Source organism: Tabrizicola sp. (genome assembly GCF_022842145.1).
GTDB lineage: Bacteria > Pseudomonadota > Alphaproteobacteria > Rhodobacterales > Rhodobacteraceae > Tabrizicola.
Genome location: NZ_JALHQD010000003.1, coordinates 502,206 through 522,574 on the forward strand (window position 1 = coordinate 502,206; position 20,369 = coordinate 522,574).

Annotated in this window: 19 protein-coding genes; 5 read left to right on the top strand and 14 right to left on the bottom strand. The window is 65.9% G+C overall.

Translation table 11 applies throughout. The features are described from left to right. Positions 1 to 120: 120 nt before the first annotated feature. The gene (locus Q0C42_RS10645) at positions 121 to 474 is read right to left on the bottom strand and encodes an HTH domain-containing protein (protein ID WP_295075065.1); all 354 of its coding nucleotides are present in this window, start codon (positions 472 to 474) and stop codon (positions 121 to 123) included. A gap of 169 nt (positions 475 to 643) precedes the next feature. Between Q0C42_RS10645 and Q0C42_RS10650 the strand changes: the two genes are divergently transcribed. The 5 genes from Q0C42_RS10650 to Q0C42_RS10670 are packed head-to-tail and all read left to right on the top strand — an operon-like array spanning position 644 to position 4,557. Continuing rightward, positions 644 to 856: a twin-arginine translocase TatA/TatE family subunit gene (locus Q0C42_RS10650; protein ID WP_295075068.1), complete on the top strand. Its 213-nt coding sequence runs from the start codon at positions 644 to 646 to the stop codon at positions 854 to 856. Positions 857 to 881: 25 nt separating this feature from the next. Further along, entirely contained in the window at positions 882 to 1,478 is a 597-nt protein-coding gene (gene tatB / locus Q0C42_RS10655) for a Sec-independent protein translocase protein TatB (protein ID WP_295075071.1), read from the top strand. Continuing rightward, positions 1,475 to 2,395 (top strand): twin-arginine translocase subunit TatC, encoded by a 921-nt coding sequence (gene tatC / locus Q0C42_RS10660; protein ID WP_295075074.1) that lies wholly within the window; start codon positions 1,475 to 1,477, stop codon positions 2,393 to 2,395. Before tatB ends, tatC begins: the two co-directional genes overlap by 4 nt. Next, entirely contained in the window at positions 2,392 to 3,231 is an 840-nt protein-coding gene (locus Q0C42_RS10665; RefSeq protein WP_295075077.1) for an ATP-binding protein, read from the top strand. Before tatC ends, Q0C42_RS10665 begins: the two co-directional genes overlap by 4 nt. Before the next feature lie 51 nt (positions 3,232 to 3,282). Further along, entirely contained in the window at positions 3,283 to 4,557 is a 1,275-nt protein-coding gene (locus tag Q0C42_RS10670; protein ID WP_295075080.1) for a hemolysin family protein, read from the top strand. 60 nt (positions 4,558 to 4,617) lie between these two features. On the opposite strand, the gene Q0C42_RS10675 is transcribed toward Q0C42_RS10670, so the two are convergent. The 13 genes from Q0C42_RS10675 to Q0C42_RS10735 form a co-directional block, all read right to left on the bottom strand. Beyond that, a complete protein-coding gene (locus Q0C42_RS10675) occupies positions 4,618 to 5,748 on the bottom strand; it encodes a peptidoglycan DD-metalloendopeptidase family protein (RefSeq protein ID WP_295075083.1) in 1,131 nt (376 codons plus the stop codon). A 90-nt stretch (positions 5,749 to 5,838) separates the two neighbouring features. Further along, positions 5,839 to 6,507, bottom strand: coding sequence for a protein-L-isoaspartate(D-aspartate) O-methyltransferase (locus tag Q0C42_RS10680; RefSeq protein ID WP_295075086.1), 669 nt, complete (start codon positions 6,505 to 6,507; stop codon positions 5,839 to 5,841). Beyond that, a complete protein-coding gene (surE, locus tag Q0C42_RS10685) occupies positions 6,504 to 7,289 on the bottom strand; it encodes a 5'/3'-nucleotidase SurE (protein ID WP_295075089.1) in 786 nt (261 codons plus the stop codon). Before surE ends, Q0C42_RS10680 begins: the two co-directional genes overlap by 4 nt. A 225-nt stretch (positions 7,290 to 7,514) precedes the next feature. Then, positions 7,515 to 8,183 carry a YiiX/YebB-like N1pC/P60 family cysteine hydrolase gene (locus Q0C42_RS10690; protein ID WP_295075091.1) on the bottom strand — a complete coding sequence of 223 codons (669 nt, stop codon included), beginning with the start codon at positions 8,181 to 8,183 and terminating at the stop codon, positions 7,515 to 7,517. A gap of 452 nt (positions 8,184 to 8,635) precedes the next feature. Then, positions 8,636 to 9,442, bottom strand: coding sequence for a 5-deoxy-glucuronate isomerase (iolB, locus tag Q0C42_RS10695; protein ID WP_295075094.1), 807 nt, complete (start codon positions 9,440 to 9,442; stop codon positions 8,636 to 8,638). Positions 9,443 to 9,452: 10 nt separating this feature from the next. Continuing rightward, a complete protein-coding gene (gene iolE, locus Q0C42_RS10700) occupies positions 9,453 to 10,364 on the bottom strand; it encodes a myo-inosose-2 dehydratase (RefSeq protein WP_295075097.1) in 912 nt (303 codons plus the stop codon). 10 nt (positions 10,365 to 10,374) lie between these two features. After that, a complete protein-coding gene (gene iolD, locus Q0C42_RS10705; RefSeq protein ID WP_295075100.1) occupies positions 10,375 to 12,201 on the bottom strand; it encodes a 3D-(3,5/4)-trihydroxycyclohexane-1,2-dione acylhydrolase (decyclizing) in 1,827 nt (608 codons plus the stop codon). Continuing rightward, positions 12,198 to 14,108: a 5-dehydro-2-deoxygluconokinase gene (iolC, locus tag Q0C42_RS10710; protein WP_295075102.1), complete on the bottom strand. Its 1,911-nt coding sequence runs from the start codon at positions 14,106 to 14,108 to the stop codon at positions 12,198 to 12,200. Before iolC ends, iolD begins: the two co-directional genes overlap by 4 nt. 72 nt (positions 14,109 to 14,180) lie before the next feature. Then, on the bottom strand, positions 14,181 to 15,017 hold the full coding sequence (locus Q0C42_RS10715; protein ID WP_295075105.1) for a MurR/RpiR family transcriptional regulator: 837 nt from the start codon (positions 15,015 to 15,017) through the stop codon (positions 14,181 to 14,183). Positions 15,018 to 15,159: 142 nt separating this feature from the next. Continuing rightward, positions 15,160 to 16,257, bottom strand: coding sequence for a LysM peptidoglycan-binding domain-containing protein (locus tag Q0C42_RS10720; RefSeq protein WP_295075107.1), 1,098 nt, complete (start codon positions 16,255 to 16,257; stop codon positions 15,160 to 15,162). Between the two features lie 267 nt (positions 16,258 to 16,524). Then, a complete protein-coding gene (locus tag Q0C42_RS10725; protein ID WP_295075110.1) occupies positions 16,525 to 17,682 on the bottom strand; it encodes a transporter substrate-binding domain-containing protein in 1,158 nt (385 codons plus the stop codon). A gap of 93 nt (positions 17,683 to 17,775) precedes the next feature. After that, a complete protein-coding gene (locus tag Q0C42_RS10730) occupies positions 17,776 to 17,958 on the bottom strand; it encodes a hypothetical protein (protein WP_295075113.1) in 183 nt (60 codons plus the stop codon). Then, positions 17,958 to 20,162 (bottom strand): serine/threonine-protein kinase, encoded by a 2,205-nt coding sequence (locus Q0C42_RS10735; RefSeq protein WP_295075115.1) that lies wholly within the window; start codon positions 20,160 to 20,162, stop codon positions 17,958 to 17,960. Before Q0C42_RS10735 ends, Q0C42_RS10730 begins: the two co-directional genes overlap by 1 nt. Positions 20,163 to 20,369: the final 207 nt, after the last annotated feature.

A 20,369-nucleotide genomic window follows, 5' to 3' on the forward strand; every position in this document is an offset into this window, starting at 1 on the left:
GATGCGGTGGGTATGGCAGGGGGCAACTGACAAGGGTCTGTCAGCAACGTTGGCGCCGGGCCAAATTTCTTGAGGAAGAAATTTTTCAAAATCCTTCCTCAAGGATTTTGGGCTCCCGGCTTAGCTCTCCGCCTCGATCCCCGATTGCGGCAGCAGCGTTGCGACCTTGTACAGCAGGCTCCGCGCCGCCTTCGCCCGCGGGTTACCCTCTTGCCCCACGTGCCGAAGCCCCTCGACCAGCGCCTCCAGCTCCTCCGGCGTCAGCATCGTCGGCGGCAGCATCAAGGGCGAGCGCAGGATGTAGCCCAACCCCCGTTCGCCCTCGACCGGCAGTCCGGTCGCCGCCAGCATCTCCATGTCGCGCCAGATCGTCCGGGTCGACACCCCGAGTCGCGCGGCCAGTTCCGAGGCCGTGTGCAGCCGCCCGTCGCGCAGGGATTGGACGATGTCGTACAGGCGCGCGTCGCGTTTCATCGGGTTTCCAGCCGTAGCAAGGGCAATATTGCCCATCTTACTGACAAAATACTGTCAGTTGTCTGCCCCGCGCAAGCCGCTTGGGTCTTGGAACCGACCCGGTGAGGGGCGTAATCAGACACCAGAGACGGGACATGGCCCCACGCCGGGGCCGCATACGGAGGTTAACATGTTCAACAACATCGGTCTGCCGGGACTTCTGCTTATCGCGGTCGTGGTCCTTGTACTGTTCGGCAAGGGCAAGGTGTCCAGCCTGATGGGCGAGGTCGGCAAGGGCATCACCGCCTTCAAGAAGGGCGTCGGGGACGGCAATGCCGAGATCGAGGCCCAGAAGGCCGCCGAGGCCAAGGACGTCACGCCGTCCGAGAAGGAAAAGGTCTGACCCGGACCGGCCAAGGTAACGCAATATGGAACTCAGCTGGTCCGAGCTACTCATCGTGGGCCTCGTCGCGCTGATCGTGATCGGCCCGAAGGACCTGCCCGGCATGTTCCGCGAGCTGGGTCGCTTTACCGCGAAGATCCGCTCGATGGGGCGCGAATTCAGCCGCGCGATGGAGCAGGCCGCGAAGGAATCCGGCGTCAAGGACGTGGCGGACGATTTGCGGAAGGTGACTTCGCCCAAGGCGATGGGGCTTGAAGCGGTGAAATCCGCCGCCGACAAGTTCGAGAAATGGGACCCGATGAAGAACCCCGCGGTGCCCACGAAGCCCCTGACCCCGCCGCCAATGCCAGCCGCAACGACGCCAGCCGCAACGACGCCCGCCGCAATGACGCCCGCTCCTGCTGCCGCCGTGGTAGCCGAGGCGGTCCCTGCCGCGGCTCCGGTCGGGCCCGCGACGGCGGCGCTTTACGAACAGAAGGCGGCGCGCAAGGCGGTGCTGGATGAAGCCGCCGCAAAGCTGAAGGCGATCTCGCCTGCCGATGCGACCGCATCGGCACCGGCACCCAACACGCCGGGACGCCGCCGCAAGAAGCCGGAAAGCCCGGCCGGGGACGCAGAATGACCACCAAGGATGACATCGAGGACAGCTCGGCCCCCCTGGTCGAGCACCTGATAGAGCTGCGCAACCGGGTGATCTGGGCGGTCGGGGCCTTCCTCGTCGGCATGATCCTGTGCTTCGTGGTGGCCGAGCCGATCCTGGACTTCATGCTGGAGCCCATCGAACGGGCGATGCGCGAACTGGGCGATCCGAACCCGGTGATGCAGTACACCGCGCCGCAGGAATACTTCTTTACCCTCGTCCATATCTCGGTCGTGGCCGGGTTGATGGTCAGCTTCCCGGTGATCGCCTACCAGCTGTGGCGCTTTGTGGCCCCCGGTCTTTACAAGACGGAAAAGCAGGCGTTCCTGCCCTTCCTAATCGCGTCCCCGGTGCTGTTCTTCGTCGGCGCAGCTTTCGCGCATTACGTGGTCACGCCCATCGCAATGACCTTCTTCCTGGGCTTCGCCGATGCCTTTTCCGTGGTGACAGCACTCCTGCCGGGGCTTTCCGACAATGTCGCCGAGGTCGTGGTGGACACCGCCGCGCCGGTGGCGGACACGGGCATCGACATCGTCTTCCAGGGCAAGGTCAACGAGACCTTGGACATCAGCCTCAAGCTGATCATGGCCTTCGGGCTTTGCTTCCAGCTGCCGGTCCTTCTGACGCTGATGGGCAAGGCGGGACTTGCGACTTCTGCCGGTCTGGCCAACATGCGGCGCTATGCGATCGTCATCATCCTGCTGGTCGCGGCCGTGGTCACGCCGCCCGACGTGATGAGCCAGCTTATCCTCTTCTTCGCGGTCTACCCGCTTTACGAACTGTCGATCTTCCTGATCCGCCGGATAGAGAAGCGGCGCGAGGCGGAACTGCGGGCAGAGGGGCTTTGGGACGACGAAACCGACGACAAGCCCGAGGATCTGCCGGAGACCAAGGCGTGACCGACCCGCTTGACCGGATTGCCGCGGCGCTGGAGCGGCTTGCCCCGGCGCCGATGCCCGCCCCGGACTTCACCGCCGAGGCTTTCGTCTGGCACACAAGCCCTGACCGGCTGGAGCCGGTAGCCCATGTCAGCCGCGTGGATCTGGCGCTGCTGGTCGGCGTGAACCGCTCGCGCGATACGCTGATGGAGAACACCCGGCACTTTGCCGCCGGTCTGCCCGCCAACAACGCGCTTCTCTGGGGCGCGCGGGGGATGGGAAAATCCAGCCTGGTGAAGGCGGTCCACGCCCAGGTCCGGGCCGAAGGTCACGACCTGAAGATCGTGGAACTCAGCCGCGAGGACCTGCCGTCGGTCCAGCGCCTGCTGTCGCACCTGCGCACAGCCCCCCACCAGTTCCTCCTCTTCTGCGACGACCTGTCGTTCAGCCACGACGACCAGCATTACAAGTCGCTGAAGGCCGTTCTGGATGGCGGGATCGAGGGGCGACCCGAGAATGTCCTGTTCTACGCCACTTCGAACCGTCGCCACCTGATGCCGCGCGACATGATCGAGAACGAACGCTCGACCGCGATCAATCCCGGCGAGGCGGTGGAAGAGAAAGTCTCGCTCTCCGACCGTTTCGGGCTGTGGCTGGGCTTCCATCCCTGCAGCCAGGACGACTATCTGGAGATGATCCGCGGCTATTGCGCGGCGCATGGCGTACAGGTGCCGGACGAACGCCTCCACGCCGAAGCGATCGAGTGGCAGGCGACGCGCGGCGGCCGGTCGGGCCGGGTGGCGTGGCAGTTCTTCTGCGATCTCGCGGCCCGCGAAGGGGTGCGGCTTCGCCTGTGAGCTGCCTTCCCGCTTGCCTAAGGCGGCTTCCGGGCTTACCCCGGTAGGGCCATGCTCACAGAACTTCTGGTCATTCTGGCCCTCATTATTCTGAACGGCGTCCTCGCGATGTCGGAACTTGCCATCGTCAGCGCGCGGCCGGGTCGGCTGAAGTCGCTGGAGGCGAAAAGCCGCGGCGCGCGGATGGCCCTTCGCCTTGCCGAACATCCCGGGCGGTTCCTGTCCACGGTGCAGATCGGAATCACCGCCGTCGGCGTCCTGTCGGGCGCGCTATCCGGGGCGACGCTGGGCCTCCGGCTGCAGCTTTGGCTGGTTGAGCAGGGCGTTGCCGCCGACTGGGCCGCGACGCTGGGTGTGGGTGGCGTGGTCGTCGCGATCACCTATGTCAGCCTGATCGTCGGCGAACTGGTGCCAAAGCAGATCGCGCTCCGCGACCCCGAGGCGGTCGCCATCCGCATGGCCCCGGCGATGACCTTCCTGTCGGTGATCGGCGCGCCGCTGGTCTGGTTTCTGGACAAGTCGGGCAAGCTTCTGCTCTGGCTCCTGGGCCAGCGCGGGACCAGCGAAAACCGGGTGACCGAAGAGGAAGTCCACGTCCTTCTGGCCGAAGCCCATGAGGGCGGCGTGCTGGAAACCGAAGAACGCGAGATGATCACCGGCGTCATGCGCCTGTCGGACCGCACCGCCAGCGCGCTGATGACCCCGCGGCACGAAGTCGAGATGCTGCCCCTTGACGCCACCGGCTCCGAAGCCGTGGCCGCGATCCGCAAGATCGCCCGCCCCCGGATGCCCGTCGCCAACGCCGAGGGCGAGGTCGTGGGCATCGTCCTTCTGACCGAGGCGTTCCAGGTCGTCTCGCGCCGCGAAACCCTGTCGATCAAGGCGCTGGTGCACGAGGTGCCGGTGGTGTCCGACCGGTCCGAGGCGCTGGATGTCCTGGAAATCCTGCAACGGTCCGAGCATCGCTTTGCGCTGGTCTATGACGAATACGGCCACTTCGAAGGCATCCTGACCACCGGCGACGTGCTCGAGGCCATCACCGGCGCTGTTGCCGCGTCCGAAGCCGACGAGCCCGCCATGGTCGAACGCGCGGACGGCAGTTTTCTCGTCGCGGGCTGGATGCCGGTTGACGAATTCTGCGACCGGCTGTCACTCCCCCGCGAACTGGCAGGGGAATACGACACGGTGGCCGGACTGGTCCTGCACCAGATGGGCCAGATCCCCGACCTGGGTGCCTCGGTCAAAGCCGAAGGCTACTGCTTCGAGGTGATCGACCTGGACGGCCGCCGCATCGACAAGGTCCTGGTGTCGCGGCTCGCCGACTGACGGCTGCCCCCCGTCGCTCCCCCCGCGCGCGCGGAGGGCTCGACATGCAACGCCGGGCGCTTACTGCAGATAGCCCACCGGGTCGAAGCTTTGCTTGGAGGTGTTGCGCACCTCGAAGTGCACGAAGGCCGGATCGCCCGGTGCCACCTTGCCGATCTCCTGCCCGCGCTTCACCTTGTCGCCCTTCTTCACCACCATGCCGGACACCCCGACATAGACCGTCAGAAGGTCGCCCGCATGGCGGATGATGACGATCCCCTTGCCGTTGGTGTCGGCCGAAAGCACCGTCACCGTCCCGGCATCGGCGGCTTTCACCGAACTTCCCGCAGCGGCGGCGATGTCGATGCCCTGGTTCTTCTTCGCGTCGTAGCCGCGAATGATCTTGCCCGACACCGGCATCACCATCTTCGTCGACGTGGTCTTTTCAGCCCCAAGATCGGGCGAGGGCGGCGTTGCCTTCGGTTTGGCCGCCGCAGGCTCGACCGCCTCGTCCGGCAAGGGCTTCTTGGCCGAGGGCGGCTCGGGCGTGGGCGAGCCTGCGCCGGGCGCGGTCGGGACCGGCTCCGGATCGGGCGCGGCAGCCGTGGCGATCGGGATGATCAGCGTCTGGCCCTCGCGCACGGCCATGTCCGAGCCAAGCTGGTTCCAGTCCGCGAGCGCCTTGGCCGAGACGTTGTAGGTCCGCGCGATGGTGAACGCCGTCTCGCCCCGTGCGACACGGTGGGTCAGGGGCTGGCCCGACACCGGCTTCGACGCGACCGGAGAGCTTGCCACCGGCGTCGGTCCCGCCTCGTCCAGCGCCGTGGTCGCGATCGAGGTGATGTCCACGCCCCCGCCCGACGGCAGGGCCGCACCACCGATGACCGCAGGCTGCGGCGCGGCCGCGACGCGCTTCGGCAAAAGCAGCATCTCGCCCTCGCGCAGCGTATCGGTCGGGCGCAGCGCATTGGTGCGCGCCAGGTCTTCGGGGTTCATGCCCAGGCGGCCCGCCATGCTGGCGACGCTCTCGCCGCGCTGGGCCGTGGCCATCTGGTAATCCGGGTAGGAGATGATCCCGTTGCCATCCGGCAGCGGCGCCGCAGCCGTCGCCTGTCGCGCGGCCTCGGACGTGTCGCCCCGACCGGACCGCAGGTCCCAGTCAAGGTTGCCGGTGTCCATGCAGCCTGCCAGTGCCAGCGCGCTTGCGCCCATGACCAGGGTTGCGCGAAGTCTGCCCGATGTTGCCATGTCGTCCCGCCTGATGATCGCCTGTCCGGGTTGGCCCGGTTTCTGACGCGCAGTCTACTCGGAGCCGATCCCTTCGACCAGTGGGACAAATCGCACTGGGCGAAGTTCTTCGTAATCAAAACCGCTTTGGGTGCGCGTGACCTTGATCAAGGCCTGCACCGCGTCGGACTGACCCACCGGGACGACCATGATCCCGCCCGGCTTCAGCTGCTCCAGAAGCGGGCCGGGAGGGTCCTCTGCCGCCGCCGTCACCAGGATCCGGTCGAAGGGGGCCTGGTCCGGCAACCCGTGCGAGCCGTCGGCGGTGATCGTGGTGATGTTCACCAGGTTGAGCTGGCGGAACAACTCCCCCGCCTCCCGCGTCAGGCGGCGGTAGCGGTCCACCGTGTAGACCCGCCGCGCCAGCTGCGACAGGATCGCGGCCTGGTAGCCCGATCCGGTGCCCACCTCCAGCACCGTGTCGCGCGGGTTCACCTTCAGTGCCTGGGTCATCAGCCCCACCACCGAGGGCTGGCTGATCGTCTGGCCGCAGGCGATGGGCAGCGGCATGTCCTCATAGGCGCGGTCGGCAAAGGTGCCGCGCACGAAAAGACCCCGGTCGATCTTTTCCATCGCGGTCAGGACCCGAGTGTCGGTCACGCCGCGGGAACGGAGGGCAAAGAGAAAGCGCATCTTGCGTTCGGCAAGCTCGGAGGTCGGTTGATCCTCCGGCCCTTCGGTCATGCCAGGCTCGCCTGCAGATCGGCGAGGAGGTCATGCGCCGTCAGGTCGGCGCGCATCGGCGTGATCGAGATATAGCCGTCCAGGTTCACCGCCGCATCGCTGCCGGGCAGGGTGGGCGTGTGCTGGTGTCCGCCCTTGATCCACAGGAACCGCTTGCCCGAGGGCGACATATGCGGCTCGACGCTGAAGGCCGTGTCGCGGCGGAAGCCCTGGGCCGCGACCATCATCCCCTTGGTGGCCGAAGCGGGCAGCGGGGGGAAGTTGACGTTGTAGAAGCTGCGGTAATCGCCCGTGGTCCAGATGCCCTTGTCCAGCAGCGCGCGGACAACTGCGGCACCGTGGACGCGGGCGCTTTCGAACGGATCGGCCAGCTTGGCATTGTCCGGCCCGAAGAACTGCGACATCGCGATTGCGGGCACGCCTTGCAACGCCGCCTCCATCGCCCCGCCGATGGTGCCAGAGTAAAGCACGTTCTCGGCGGCGTTGTTGCCCCGGTTGACGCCCGACAGCACCAGGTCCGGCTTGGCGCCGTCCAGCACGTCGTAGATCGCCGCCAGCACGCAGTCGGCGGGCGAGCCTTCGGCGGCAAAGCGGCGCGGCCCCAGCTCGGCGATCATCATCGGATGGGTGTAGCTGATGCAGTGCCCGACGCCCGATTGCTCGAAGGCGGGGGCAACGGTCCAGACCTCGCCCTCGGGACCGGCGATCTCGGTCGCGATCTCGGTCAGAACCTCAAGCCCCGGCGCGTTGATGCCGTCGTCATTGGTGATCAGGATGCGCATGTCTTGGGGGTTCCTTCGGGCTTGCCCTTGATTAGACGAGCTGGGGGGGCGCTTCAAGGCAAAGGCGCGGCCCGTCGTTCGACTTCGTCTCCTCCTCGCACGCGCACCGGTTCGCGCGCGCGCCCCGCGAGGAGAAACCACAGGGGCACGACGAGCAGCCCACCAGTCCACGAGGAGAAGCCGCAGGCGCACGACGAGCAGTCCCCGGGTGGGCCAAGCCGAAGGTCAGCCGTCGAAACTGGAAAAGACCAGCCGCAGCCGCCCATCCTCGGCCACAGCCTGGGGCGTGACCAGGGGCTCGTCCCGGATCAGCGCCAGACAGCTTTCCGCATCCTGCGCCTGTCCGTCGCTGCAGGCCGGGTGCGATTGCCAGCGTTCGGCGATCAAGGCCCGGACTGCGGCGCTGTCCAGGTTCAGATCACCCAGGGCCTGCACCTGGCCAAGCGCAACCCCCGCGCCGTCGCGGAAGGCGATATGGACCAGTTCGCTGCAATAGATCGTGTCCTCGGACTGGAAGAAATAGGGGTCATAACCCTTGCCCAGATGGCTGCGGGCGGCCTCGGTCACGGCCAGAGCGGTGTCGCTGCCCAATTCCTCCATCCGGTAGACCGCCACCGCGCCGTCCTTGCCCTGCGCCACCCAATCCTGCAGCGGCGTGGCGCGGGTGGTTCGCACCGCCTCCAGCACGACCGGGTTTCCCGCCGCGTCGAAGTCCAGGATGCCGACATGGGTAAAGGGGCTGTCGGTGGCCAGCAGGATCGCCAGCGACTGCGCGGACTGCGAGTTCTGGAAGATCACATCGCCACGCTTCAGGTCCGGCAGGTCCTGGGCTCGGGCGGGCAGGGTGATGAGAAGTGCCAGCGCAAGGCTGGGCAAAAGACGTCGTCCGACCATAGGCAACCCCCGAAAGCGACTTCGGGCAGCCTAGCCCCCCTGCAGGCCGGGTGCCAAGGTTCGAGGGGACGGAATGCAAGCCGGTTCCAAAGATCGCGTCCTGGTCCTGCTACCTGCCTACCATTCGAGGTGGGGGAATTGGGGCGGCCGCAGGTACCGCGCCTCCCTTTGGAAAGCGTCCTCATCCCCGCTCGCACCGAGAGGAAGCCGCTATGGAACATACCTCCCGTCCCTCACCGACCGAGAGAAGCGAGGCCAGAATTACAGTGCCGTGGTCCACTGGTGGCTGAGTGCGCTATTTCAATCAGTGCCCACGCGCCCGCGCCATCGGCAAGCCCGCCGTCCACGCCTAACCGTCGACCCCGCTTCTGCCAACACAGTTAAGCCAACGTAAACGCCCGCGGCTAACCCCTTGAAAAGGTTTACCCCTCCGAGGCCACCACGCGTGGGCGTCAAGCGTCGCGCTGGGCGATCCAGTCGTGATCCGGATCATTCTTGAACCGCCACTTCCGGATCGGCCCGGCCATCACGTTCAGATAGTACATCTCATACCCGTACGGGGCCCCGCAGGGATGGTGTCCCTTCGGGACCAGCGTGACGTCGTGGCTTTTTACCGCCATCGTCTCGTCCAGCGACCCGTCCTCGGTATAGACCCGCTGGATCCCGAAGCCCTGACCGGGGTTCAGCCGCATATAATAGGTTTCTTCCAGGTAGGTCATGTTCGGGAAGTCGTCCTCGTCATGCCGGTGGCTTGGATAGGACGACCAATGCCCCGCCGGAGTGAATACCTCGGTCACGAGAAGGCTGTCGGCCACATCCCGCAACTCCATCGCGATGTTGTTGACGTAGCGGGTGTTGGTCCCCTTGCCGCGCGGGGTCAGTTCGATCCCCTCCGGCCCCAGCTTTTGCGCGGCATGGTTCCCCTTTCCCGGCGCGGTGCAGACCGCCAGCGTGCAAGGCGTGGTCGCCACGGCCTTCCAGGCGCTGCCGTTCGGGACGTACAGGCAATGCGGCGGGGTCTTTTCGAAGACGTCCATCCGCGCGCCCATCTCGCCCCAGTCTTTGCCGGCTGCCTGAACCGTGGCCTTGCCCTCCACCAGAACCAGGATCACCTCGCGGTCGCCGGTCACCTCCTCAGCCACATCGCCCGGTTCCAGCCGGTAAAGACTGAAGCCGACATAACCCCAGCCCGCGCTTTCGGCGGTGATGTCATGCACCTTGCCGCGGGTGCCGGTCGGGTGGCGGAGGAGGTCGGGCATGGGCTTGTCCTCAGGAGGGGCGGGAGTGATCGATGGTCAGGCCCGCTTGGGCGCAGACCTTCAGGATATGCTCGTAGCCAAGCTTGGAATACTCATAGGGAGGGGCCTTGGCGGGGTCTTGCTCCGCCTCGACCACGATCCAACCCGCGTAGTCCATGGCCCTCAGCTTGTCGGCGACCGCCTGGAAGTCGATGCAGCCGTCGCCGGGCACAGTGAAGGCCCCGGCGATCACGGCATCCAGGAAGCTGCGGTTGTTCGCGCGGACATCTGCGACGACCTCGGGACGGATGTCCTTGAAGTGGACGTGGTGCACCCGGTCGGCCCAGGTGTTCAGGACGCGCATCACGTCAGCCCCGCCGAAGAGAAGGTGGCCGGTGTCGAAGAGGAGCTTCACGTCGGCAGTGGAGCCTTCCATCACCGCATTCACGTCGTCTTCGCTTTCGATGAACGACCCCATGTGGTGGTGGTAGGCCAAAGTCACGCCCTGATCGGCCATCCACTTCGCCAGTTCCGACAGCTTCGCCCCATAGGCCCGCACGTCGGCAGCCGAGAATTTCGGCCGGTTGTTCACCGGCACCACGATGTTACCCTGCACGGTGTTGGAGCATTCCGCGTAGACGATGCAGGGGGCCTTCAGGGCCGCGAACTGTTCGACTTGCTGGCGCACGGCTTCGATCTCGGTCTTCACGTCGTTGACGAGAAGATTGCCCGAGCACCAGCCGCCACACAGCGACAGGCCGTTGGCCGTCAGGTAGGTCCGCAGACCTTCGGTGTCCGAGGGCATCCGCCGCCCGCGCTCGACGCCGGTATAGCCGATCTCTCGCGCCTCGCGCAGGGCCTGCTCCATCGTGTAGGCGGCAGTCAGGTCCGGCAGGTCGTCGTTTTGCCAGGAAATGGGAGAGATCCCGATCTTCACGCTCATGTCTTCGTCCTCAGTTGAGAAGCCACTGGGCACGGATGCCCGCTTCATATGCCTTGCGCGCCTCGTTCACTTCGGCCCGGTCCGAGACCTCGGGGACGGCTACGTCCCACCAGGTGCCGCCTGCGCCGGTGCCGGGCATCGGGTCGGTGTCGATAACGATCACCGTGGGGATCGTCGCCGTCCTGGCCTTCTGCATCTCGGCTTCCAGTTCCGCAATGTTCGCAACCTTGACAGCGTTTGCTCCCATGCTGCCTGCATGCGCGACGAAGTCGAGGTTGGCTTCGTTCACATGATAGCTGTCGCGCAAGAGGTTGTTGAAAGGCGCGCCGCCGGTGGCGGCCTGCAGGCGGTTGATGCACCCATAGCCGCGGTTGTCGGTGAGGACGACGGTGAAGGGGATGCCCATCATCACCGCGGTCGCAAGCTCGGAGTTCGCCATCATGTAGCTGCCGTCGCCGATCATGCAGATCACGTCGCGCTCGGGCAGGGCCAGCTTGATGCCCATCGCGCCCGCAATCTCGTAGCCCATGCAGGAAAAGCCGTATTCCATGTGGTACCCGCCCTGTGCTGCCCGCCACAACACATGCAGCGCGCCGGGCATGGTGCCAGCCGCGCACATGATGAGGGATTGCTTGCCGGCGTTCCGGTCGACCGCGCCGATCACCTGCGCGTCGGTCGGAAGCTCGTTGGTCTTGGGGGCGGCGAACAGGGTATCCGTGGTTTGGAACCACGTCGTGCGGGCGGCGAAGTCGGGGTCGGCGAAGCGATGCTGGCCGAGGGCGGCGCTGATCTTCTCCAGCGCGACTTTTGCATCCGAAACAAGCGGTTGTGCCGCGCGTTTGTGGGCGTCGAAGCCGTGGATGTTGATCGAGAGAAGCGTCCGGTCGGGGTTGGAGAAGACAGTCCAGGAACCCGTGGTGAAGTCCTGGAACCGCGTGCCGACGCCAATCACGAGGTCGGCCTTCGCGGCCAGCGCATTGCCGCAACCCGTGCCGGTGACGCCGGGGGAGCCGAAGTGCAACGGTTCCTCCCAGTCGACGGCGCCCTTCCCGGCCTGGGTTTCCACCAGCGGGATGTTGTGGGTCCGGGCGAAGTTCAGAAGCGTCTGTTCCGCGCCGGAATAAAGCACCCCACCACCGGCCACGATCAGCGGGGTCTTCGCAGCCTTGATCGCGGCAACGGCGGCCTCCAGCTCGCGCTGGTCGGGCTCGGGGCGGCGAATGAACCAGGTGCGGGGGGTGAAGAATTCGACGGGGTAGTCGTAGGCCTCGGCCTGGGTGTCCTGACAGAAGGCGAGGCAGACCGGGCCGCAGTTCGCTGGGTCTGTCATCACGCGCAGCGCTCGGGGCAGGGCGGTGAGGATGTGCTCGGGGCGGCTGATGCGGTCGAAGTAGCGCACGACGGGGCGGAAGCAGTCGTTGGCGGAGACGGTGGCGTCGTCGAAATCCTCGATCTGCTGCAACACCGGGTCGGGGGCGCGGTTGGCGAAGACGTCGCCGGGGATGAACAGGACCGGTAGGCGGTTGACATGCGCCAGCGCCGCCGCCGTCACCATGTTGGTCGCGCCCGGCCCGATCGAGGACGTGACAGCCATTGCGTTGCGACGCTGCCTGGACTTGGCATAGGCAATCGCCGCATGGGCCATCGTCTGCTCGTTCTGACCCCGGTAGGTGGGCAGCACGTCCTTGTGGGCATGCAGCGCCTCACCCAGACCGGCAACGTTGCCGTGGCCGAAGATCGCCCAGACGCCTTCGATGAAACGGGAACCATCCTCGGCCTTCTGGACAGAGAGCCAGCGGACAAGGGCTTGGGCGGCGGTCAGGCGGATCGTGGTCATTGTGTTGCTCCTTCGCGCACCTTGTCCCAAAGCTGGCCAAGGCGGGCGTAACGGTCGGACATCATCTGGACGGCGGCGTCATCGGTCGTCTCGCCCTTCAGCCAGGCGCGGGCCGCGTCGCCAAAGATCGTGCGGCCGATGGCGAAGCCTTTCACCAGCGGATGCTTCGCCGCAAGGGCCAGCGACGCCGAAAGGTCGGCCTCGGAAGCGTCGAGGCCCAGCACCACGATGCCGCGCACATGCGGGTCGTTTCGCGTGATCGCGGCGCAGGCGGCGTGCCATGCGGCATCGGTGGTGAAGGGTTCCAGCTTCCACCAGTCGGGGTAGACGCCAAGGTCATAGAAGCGCTGGATGATCTGGGCCGAGGTCTGGTCATTGGTCGGACCGACCTTGGACGGGATGACCTCCAGCAGCATCTCCAGCCGGTTGCGGCGGCAGGCGTGGAAGAGGCGCAGGACAGTTTCCTCTTGCGCGGCTTTCGTCGCGGCGTCGTCGTCGGGGTGGTAGAAGCACAGGACCTTGACCACGTGTTCCAGCGGCCATTCCTGCAAGCCACCGAAGTCCGGACCAATTTCCGGTTCCAGCGTCAGGGGGCGCGAGCCGGGCCATTCCACGGGTCGCCCGATCCAGAGACCGGAGCCGGCCGCCTGGAAAAGCGCGTCGCGGCCAAGGCGGCTGTCGCAAAGGACGCCGTAGCCGGGCTGGCCATTCGCCACCTGCAACGCGGCCTTCAGGCAAAGCTCCTTGAACGCGCCGATCCTTGCGGGGGTTGCACCCTCCATCTGCTCCAACTGCATCCGGTGGTCGAAGGCGAAGACCCGCATGGTGCTGAGGTCGCGGTGGCGGTTGGTGGCCCAGTGGACCTGTTCCAGCGCGGCGTCCTTGCGCAGGGCCTTTTCCACGACGCCGCGCTTCAGGAAGAACTGCAGCTCCTCCCAGGACGGGTAGGCCGGGGTGCAGCCGTGGCGGGAAACAGCGAAGGCCCCGCAGGCGTTGGCGTATTTCAGCGCGGTGGGCCAAGGTTCCCCGTCGAGCCAGCCTTTGAGGAGGCCCGACATGAAGCCGTCGCCTGCACCAAGGACGTTGAAGACCTCGATCGGGAAACCGGGGCCGGATTCGCCGTCGTCCAGGCTGTCAGGGACCGCGCCGGTGAAGGCGACGGCACCCATCGGGCCGCGTTTGCAGACAAGGGTGGCGTTCGACACGGCCCGCACGGCGCGCAGCGCGGCGATGGTGTCGGTCGTGCCGCCGGCGATGTGGAATTCTTCCTCGGTGCCCACGATCAGGTCGAAGTAATGCAGCGTCGATTGCAGCTTGGCCGTGACCTTGGCGGACTCGATGAACCGGCTTTCGCCGTCGCCGTGCCCCGCCAGCCCCCAAAGGTTCGGGCGGTAGTCGATGTCGAGCGCGGTCTGCAGCCCGTGCTTGCGCGCGAGGGTGAGGGCCTTCAGGACGGCGGCCTCGGTGCGCGTGTTGGACAGGTGCGTACCGGTGGCGACCACCGACCGGGCCTCGGCGATGAAACCCTCGTCGATGTCGTCTTCACACAACGCCATGTCGGCGCAGTTTTCCCGGTAGAAGATCAGGGGGAACTGCTTGTCGTCGCGGATGCCCAGAAGGACCAGCGCGGTCAGCCGCTCGGGGTCGGTTTTCACGCCGCGGACATCGACGCCTTCCCTGGCGAGTTCCTCGCAGATGAAACGGCCCATGTGTTCATTGCCGACCCGGGTGATCAGCGCCGAGCGCAGCCCCAGCCGCGCGGTGCCAGCGGCCATGTTGGTGGGCGAGCCGCCGATGTATTTCTGGAACGAGCCCATGTCCTCCAGCCGGCCGCCGACCTGGGCGCCGTAGAGGTCGACCGAGGATCGGCCGATGGTTATGACGTCAAGTGGTTTGGGTGCGGACATGGCTGTGCTCCGGATCGCCGACTCGGTCAGGCGTATGGAACGTTTATTCCATTTGGTCCGGTCGGGAAAGGGCTAACTTTCCCGCCGCGCGGCCACTGCGACTGCCAGAGAGAGCGCCAGGGCAATCACCGCGGACAGTGACCGGAAGGCTCCGAAGTCGATTTCGGTCACCGTCAGGATGGTGTCGGCGAGCCCGGAAATCTGGCTGGCCGGCGGGTCGGTCAGGGCCACGACAGGAATGCCGCGGTCTCGGGCCTGCGCGGCCAAGGCCAGGGTTTCTTCGGAGTAGGGGGCGAAGGTGATCGCCAGCAAGGCATCCCCCGGCTGCAGCGTCGAGCGATGGCCAAGACCTGCAACCCCGTCGTGCAACACGGCAGGGACCCCCAGCTTGTCAAAGACATAGGCCAGGTAGGAGGCAACGGGAAAGGACCGACGAAAGCCCGCAAGATGGATCGTCCGCGCTTGGGCAAGTGTGGTAACCGCCTGATTCAAGGCTGTTTCGTTCAGATCGCGCGCCAGGGCTTCCATCGATTGACGACCGGCTTCCACGAACTCGGCCACCAGTGTCGCGGGCTGTCCGGCGCCACCGGCTTTCAGATTGGCAAGACGTGTCGCGTAGTCCGGCGCGGCGCGGGACAGGGCGTCGCGGAACAGGCGCTGCATCTCGGCAAAGCCGGAAAAGCCCATGATCTGGCAAAACCGCATCACGGCAGACGGCGGTACGCCAGCCCCTTCGGCCACCTGCGCCACGGTCGACAGTGCAATCCGGTCCAGATGTGTTGCGACATGGTCGGCACATTGCTGCAGGCGGCGGGGAAGCTGGCCGTTCACGGCCATAAGACGCTCACGGAACGCCTCGACCGTCGGCGGAGGTTCGTGCGACTCGAAACGGGGCTCGCCCTTGGGCATCACGTGCCTTTAATGCTGCTCGGGGTCACCATAGCACACGGAATAAATGTTCCAAGTGGCTAATCAGCGGACCAAGAAGCCAAAGCGAAAGCCCCGCGCCGGGGGCGGCGTGGGGCTTCCTGCAAGCTGACGACAGTGGGGGCTACTGCTGCTTCAGCTTGTTGTGTTCATCAAGGCCGGTGGCCACGATGTCGTACCATTCGCCGGATTCCCGCATCTCGGTGATGCCGCGGTTCAGCATGGCGATGTAGACCCGGCCACGCGGATTGCTCTTCGAGGTCAGGAAGTGGTACGAGATGAACGTCGCCAGCGCCGGGTTGGTGGAGACCTTGTCGACCACGTCCAGTTCGGTGAAGTTCGCCACCGAGGTTTCGGTTTCGATCGAGTAGACGTCGACCTCGCCCGCCATCAGCTTTTCGGCGCATTCCAGCGGGCTCTTCGGCTGGACGAATTCCACGACCGGCGGCACCAGACCCTGAACCTCAAGGTCGCCCAGCGGCCAGGCTTCGGGACGGCAGATCTTTGCGCCGGAATAGTCTTCGAAGGACCGCGCGTTGGCGTACTTGCTGTCCGGCAGCGTGTTGAAGGTATAGGCCGCCTCGTAGATCGGCAGCGAGAAGTCGAATTCGGTGCACATGCGGGCCGAGAACTCGCCCAGCATGTCCAGCTTGGAACAATCGGGGGCTTCCCAGGCGATCGAGACGTCGAAGGCGCCCGAGGGCAGCAGCGTGTCGATATGGGCCATCCAGTCGTCGACGTAGGACACTTCGTATCCGCGGTCATTCCCGCCACGCTGCATCGCGGTGGTGGCCATGCGGGTGAAGATGCCGCCGCCGGTCAGCGATTCATCGGTGAACGGCATCCAGTTGTTCGAGGTGACGAACTTCAGCGGCGGTTCATAGACGTTGGACTTGGTGCGGGTGGCTTCCTGCTCTTGCGTCTCGGTCTCGATGATCGTGCTGAGCTCCTGATCAGGGGTCAGGCGGCCGTCTTCGCAAGGCAGGATAAGCTGCAGACCTGCGGGCAGGCTGGCCGGGTTCGCCGCCAGCGCGTCGCGGTTGGCGTTGAAGATCATCTGGTAGTCGAAAGTGCCGTAAGCGGCCTGGGCGATCGAGCCCAGTGTGTCGCCGTCCTTGACAGTATAGGTGGTGCAAGCTTCCTGGGCCGAGGCGATCACGGGCAGCGCGATCAGGGTCGCCGCCACGACGGTCAGCCTCTGTACTTTCTTTGCGGTTCTCATGGGTGAGTATCCTTCTGAAGGCTGTATAGGCTGCAAGAAACCAGCAGATACCGAAACAATACGAGCTTTGGCGCACCATATGGTTGTAGTGATGGCACGAATGTGGCGAAGCGGTGGTCAATCCGGTTCCCGTGCCGCTGGGCTGTGGCACCCCGGAACAGCGCGGCCGATCCCTCGGTCAGACGTCCTAAACAGCAGGACATCAGCGCCGAAAGCACGTGGGAAACCGGGGCGGACTGACGCAGGTTTGTTGCCAGCATGGAAACGCTACTCCTGCGGCTCATCGTCCTCGGCCAGGGCCGTCGACACGATCTCGTACCATTCGCCGGACTGGTACATCTCGATCAGCCCGGCATCGAGCTGACCGATCATGTCCACGGCGCGGGGGTTCGACTTGTGGGCGATGACATGCAGGCTGAGCAGGGTTGCCAGATGTGGGTTCTGCTCGACGCGGGCGGTCAGACCCAGTTTGGCGACAGCGGCATCGCCGGCTTCGGCGTCGATGGCGACCAGGTCGACTTCGCCTGCGGCCAATGCCTTGAAGCAGTCCGTCGCCATCGCGGCACGAACCAGGGTCACGGTCGAGGCGGTCAGCCCCGCCGCCTCCAGGACGCCGGTGGTATAGCCCTCGGGACGGCAGATGCGCTTGCCGCCGAACTCGGCATAATCTGTGACGACGCCCAGCCCGCTGTCGCGGAGCGCAAAGAAGCCGTCGACGATTTCGTAGAACGGCCCCGAGAAGACAAAATCGTTGCAGCGCGTCTGGTCGCCCGGAGACAGGGTTTCCGGCGCTTCGCAGTCGGGACGGATCCAGGGAAAGCTCAGGTCATAGGCGCCCGACGGCAGCAGCGCGTCGATGTGCGCCTGCCAGTCGTTGATGAAGGTCAGCGTGTAGGGAATCGCCGGATCGGCTCGGAAGACCGCCATCTCGGCAAGCTGCGTCATCATCCCGCCGCCGGGGAGCATCTCGTCGGCGAAGGGGGCGTAACCGTTGCCGGTGACGAAGGAGATCGGCTTGGCCGGGGCCGCGACAGGATCCGGTGTGGCGGCGACTGGGGTCACCACTTCCGGCTCGGGCGTTGCGGCGGCCGCGGTCTCGGATGCAACGGGCTCGGAGGGCTCGGCCTCGGGGGCTTCGGCCGCTGCTGGCGCTGGGTCAAGCGGCGCGGTCGGATCGTTCGGGTCGCAGGGGATGACCAGAGCGGTGCCGATCTCGATCAGGTCCGCTTTCGCACCGATGGTCGCGGCATTCGCCTCGTAGATCACGCGGTAAAGGTCGGCGTCGCCATAGGCAGACCGGGCGATGAAGCGCAGGTTGTCCCCGACGGCAACCGTGTAGGTCGAGCAGGCGTCCTGCGCCATTGCCGCGGCGCTGGTCAGAAGAACCGCGGTGCAGCCGAAGGTGAAGGTCCGCGCAAATGCCATCTCTCTGCTCCTTTGTCCGGTAGGTGGGGGCTGGCGGTGCCGCCCTCCCCGCAAGCCGGGGGTCGATTGCTGTTCGGTGTCCGGGCGGAACGCTCAGCCCGATGCGGTCTGGTGCGGGTCAGGTGGCTGCGCCGGGCCGGACCGTTCTGCCGCGCGGGCCAGGACGGCTATCAGCGGGTCAAGAGGCGTTGCCGTCGCCGCCCGGACCGACGCATCGGAGATGACCAAAGCCGGATCGGTTCCGGGACGCTTTTTCCGGACGGCTTGCGACGCCATCATTGGCCGTCCTTCGCAAGCTGAAGCGTCGCCGCGGCGACCTTGGTGTCGCGGATGATCGAGAATTCGGTTGTGGCCACGCCCTGTTCGACCAGTGCGGCAAGGATCTTCTCCAGCGAAGTGGCCGCATCCAGCGGCGTCGCTGTGGTCTTGTCGCGGAACAGCGTGTCCCCCGGCTGAAGCGTGGTCGTCTCGGGTCGCGCCACGGCGGTCACCTCGGTCTTCCAGGCCCCGTCGACCACCAGCACCCGGACCGTCAGGCCGTTCTGCAGGGTGATCAGCCGGACTGCATCGACCGTCAGAAGGCCGGTCTTCACTTGCCGCGCGGTGTCGCTGAACTCGACGACGACGCGGGCCCGACCGTCGGGATCGACCGCCATCGCGTTCATCACCGCGACCGTCAGCGAGCCGGCGGATTCGACCGTCATGCCGTTGACCGAATGGATCGCCACGCCGGGTGCCAGCCAGTCGCCTGCGGCCTGGACATCCACTCCGGCCTGGAACCGCGTCACCACGGCAACGCGGCGGCCATCGATCATGCGGTCGTCGTAGCTGAAGGGCATCGCGACGTCCCAGACCGCGAAGGCGACCTGGTTCGCGGCAGGTTTGGGTCCTGCGGCAGCTGCTTCGGCAACAGGATCGGCGACCGCCGTTTCGGTGACGGCAGTTTCCACCTCGGGTGCTGCGACGGTTTCGGGCGCCGCGCTGGCCTCGACCACAGGTTCGACGGCGACAGCGGCTTCTGTCTCAGATTCGACGACGGCGGGCACAGCGGCCGCGACGTCGACGGTTTCGGCGGGAACTTCTGCCTGCGCGTCATCAGCGACTGGGGCGGCTGCGGCGACCTCGACGGTTTCGGCGACTGGTTCCGGTGTGGCTGTGGTTGGCAGGGCAGCCGTCTCGGGCTCTGCCGGTTCCGGCTGGGATGCCGCGGCGACCGAAGCCGCCGAAACCGGTTCCGGGGCAATCAGTCCGGCGTTGACCGTAACGGGTTCTGTCGCCCGCGCATCGGTTCCGGCAGTCGCGCCGGACGCCGTGTCGGCGGCCTTGGGTTGACCCAGCATCAGGTAGCCGCCAGCCACCACGATCAGGGCCACCGCAACACCGGCCACCAACTGCACCGGGCTGCGACCGCGTGATGCGGGGGAGGCAGCCTCCGGTTCGGGCTGCCGCGATGCCGCCTTCGCCAATGGAGCCGCGGCGGGTGCATCCGCTTCGCTGCGGAACTCGTTCACCAGACGGTGCACCGCGTCGTCGACCGACCCGGCGGCTCCGGGGGCCTTGTGATACATCGCGAGCCAGTCCGCAGCGGTCTGCAACCGCTGTTTCGGCAAGGCGCTCATCGCGCAGTCGATCGCTTCCAGATAGCCCGGCGGATATCCCGCAAAGCGGCCGGTCAGCGGCAGATAGGGATCGGGCCGCTCTTCGGCGAGGGCGGCAAGCCTGGCCTGTCCGTTGACCGGCGCCTCGCCCGAGATCAGGTGGTAAAGGGTCGCCCCCAGCGCATAAAGGTCGCTCCACGGACCCTGTTCCGACCCGGCGATGTAGAATTCCTGCGGCGAATAGCCGTCCTTCACCACGCGCAAGGCGGACATCGCGCGCGTCGTCTTCGAGGCATGTTCCCGCGCCGCGCCGAAGTCGATCAGGATCGGCTCACCGGCCTTGTTGACCAGGATGTTGTCCGGCGAGATGTCGCGGTGCAGCATATCGTGGTCATGGATGAAACCGACCGCCGTCAAAAGCTTGTCGGTGATCCGCACGATGTGATCCGGCTTCAGCATTTCGCCTTCGCCGTCGATGATCTGCTGAAGATCAAGGCCGTCGATGAAGTCGATCGCCATATAGGCGGTGCCATTGTCTTCGAAGACCTGGTGGACTGCCACGATGTTCGGATGCACGATCTTTGCCAGGTTCCGCGCCTCGCGCACGAAAAGCTGGACGATCGACCGCAGTTCGGCGGTATGCGCCCGCGATCGGGCGGCGACGACCACCTTCGACCGGCGGCAGACGGACGAGGGGAAACATTCCTTGATCACCACGTCGCGGTCGAGGCTGTCCTTGGCCAGATAGGTGATGCCGAAGCCGCCGCTGTTGATGTAGCGGGTGATGGTGTACTGGCCCTTGAGCAGCTTCGCGCCCGGCTGCAGTTCGTCGATGAGGTCGTCGGCCTCTTCCACGGGTTCGGCCACCTTCTGCTGCGCCATGTCGTTCACCCTTCCAGCCCTGGTGCGACGTCCAATCGGCTTTTGCCAATGCCTGACGGCACGCTCGGCGGACTGCCCTGCACCGCAAGGACTATCGTCCACACAAACGCACCAATCCTCAGCTTCCGTGATGGTTGTGGATGAGGGCGAAAATGGGGCGATCAAGAGGAGATTTGAAGGTCGGGCCGCCACAACCACTGCGAGAGC

Excerpts from the sequence above, each read along its gene's own strand:
- iolD (WP_295075100.1), bottom strand. The coding sequence starts at position 12,201 with ATGACCACGATCCGCCTGACCGCCGCCCAAGCCCTTGTCCGCTGGCTC.
- tatB (WP_295075071.1), top strand. The coding sequence starts at position 882 with ATGGAACTCAGCTGGTCCGAGCTACTCATCGTGGGCCTCGTCGCGCTG.
- Q0C42_RS10680 (WP_295075086.1), bottom strand. The coding sequence starts at position 6,507 with ATGACCGAAGGGCCGGAGGATCAACCGACCTCCGAGCTTGCCGAACGC.
- Q0C42_RS10675 (WP_295075083.1), bottom strand. The coding sequence starts at position 5,748 with ATGGGCGCAAGCGCGCTGGCACTGGCAGGCTGCATGGACACCGGCAAC.
- surE (WP_295075089.1), bottom strand. The coding sequence starts at position 7,289 with ATGCGCATCCTGATCACCAATGACGACGGCATCAACGCGCCGGGGCTT.
- Q0C42_RS10725 (WP_295075110.1), bottom strand. The coding sequence starts at position 17,682 with ATGGCATTTGCGCGGACCTTCACCTTCGGCTGCACCGCGGTTCTTCTG.
- iolB (WP_295075094.1), bottom strand. The coding sequence starts at position 9,442 with ATGCCCGACCTCCTCCGCCACCCGACCGGCACCCGCGGCAAGGTGCAT.
- Q0C42_RS10730 (WP_295075113.1), bottom strand. The coding sequence starts at position 17,958 with ATGGCGTCGCAAGCCGTCCGGAAAAAGCGTCCCGGAACCGATCCGGCT.
- tatC (WP_295075074.1), top strand. The coding sequence starts at position 1,475 with ATGACCACCAAGGATGACATCGAGGACAGCTCGGCCCCCCTGGTCGAG.
- Q0C42_RS10720 (WP_295075107.1), bottom strand. The coding sequence starts at position 16,257 with ATGAGAACCGCAAAGAAAGTACAGAGGCTGACCGTCGTGGCGGCGACC.
- Q0C42_RS10690 (WP_295075091.1), bottom strand. The coding sequence starts at position 8,183 with ATGGTCGGACGACGTCTTTTGCCCAGCCTTGCGCTGGCACTTCTCATC.
- Q0C42_RS10650 (WP_295075068.1), top strand. The coding sequence starts at position 644 with ATGTTCAACAACATCGGTCTGCCGGGACTTCTGCTTATCGCGGTCGTG.
- Q0C42_RS10645 (WP_295075065.1), bottom strand. The coding sequence starts at position 474 with ATGAAACGCGACGCGCGCCTGTACGACATCGTCCAATCCCTGCGCGAC.
- Q0C42_RS10670 (WP_295075080.1), top strand. The coding sequence starts at position 3,283 with ATGCTCACAGAACTTCTGGTCATTCTGGCCCTCATTATTCTGAACGGC.
- Q0C42_RS10735 (WP_295075115.1), bottom strand. The coding sequence starts at position 20,162 with ATGGCGCAGCAGAAGGTGGCCGAACCCGTGGAAGAGGCCGACGACCTC.
- iolE (WP_295075097.1), bottom strand. The coding sequence starts at position 10,364 with ATGAGCGTGAAGATCGGGATCTCTCCCATTTCCTGGCAAAACGACGAC.
- iolC (WP_295075102.1), bottom strand. The coding sequence starts at position 14,108 with ATGTCCGCACCCAAACCACTTGACGTCATAACCATCGGCCGATCCTCG.
- Q0C42_RS10715 (WP_295075105.1), bottom strand. The coding sequence starts at position 15,017 with ATGCCCAAGGGCGAGCCCCGTTTCGAGTCGCACGAACCTCCGCCGACG.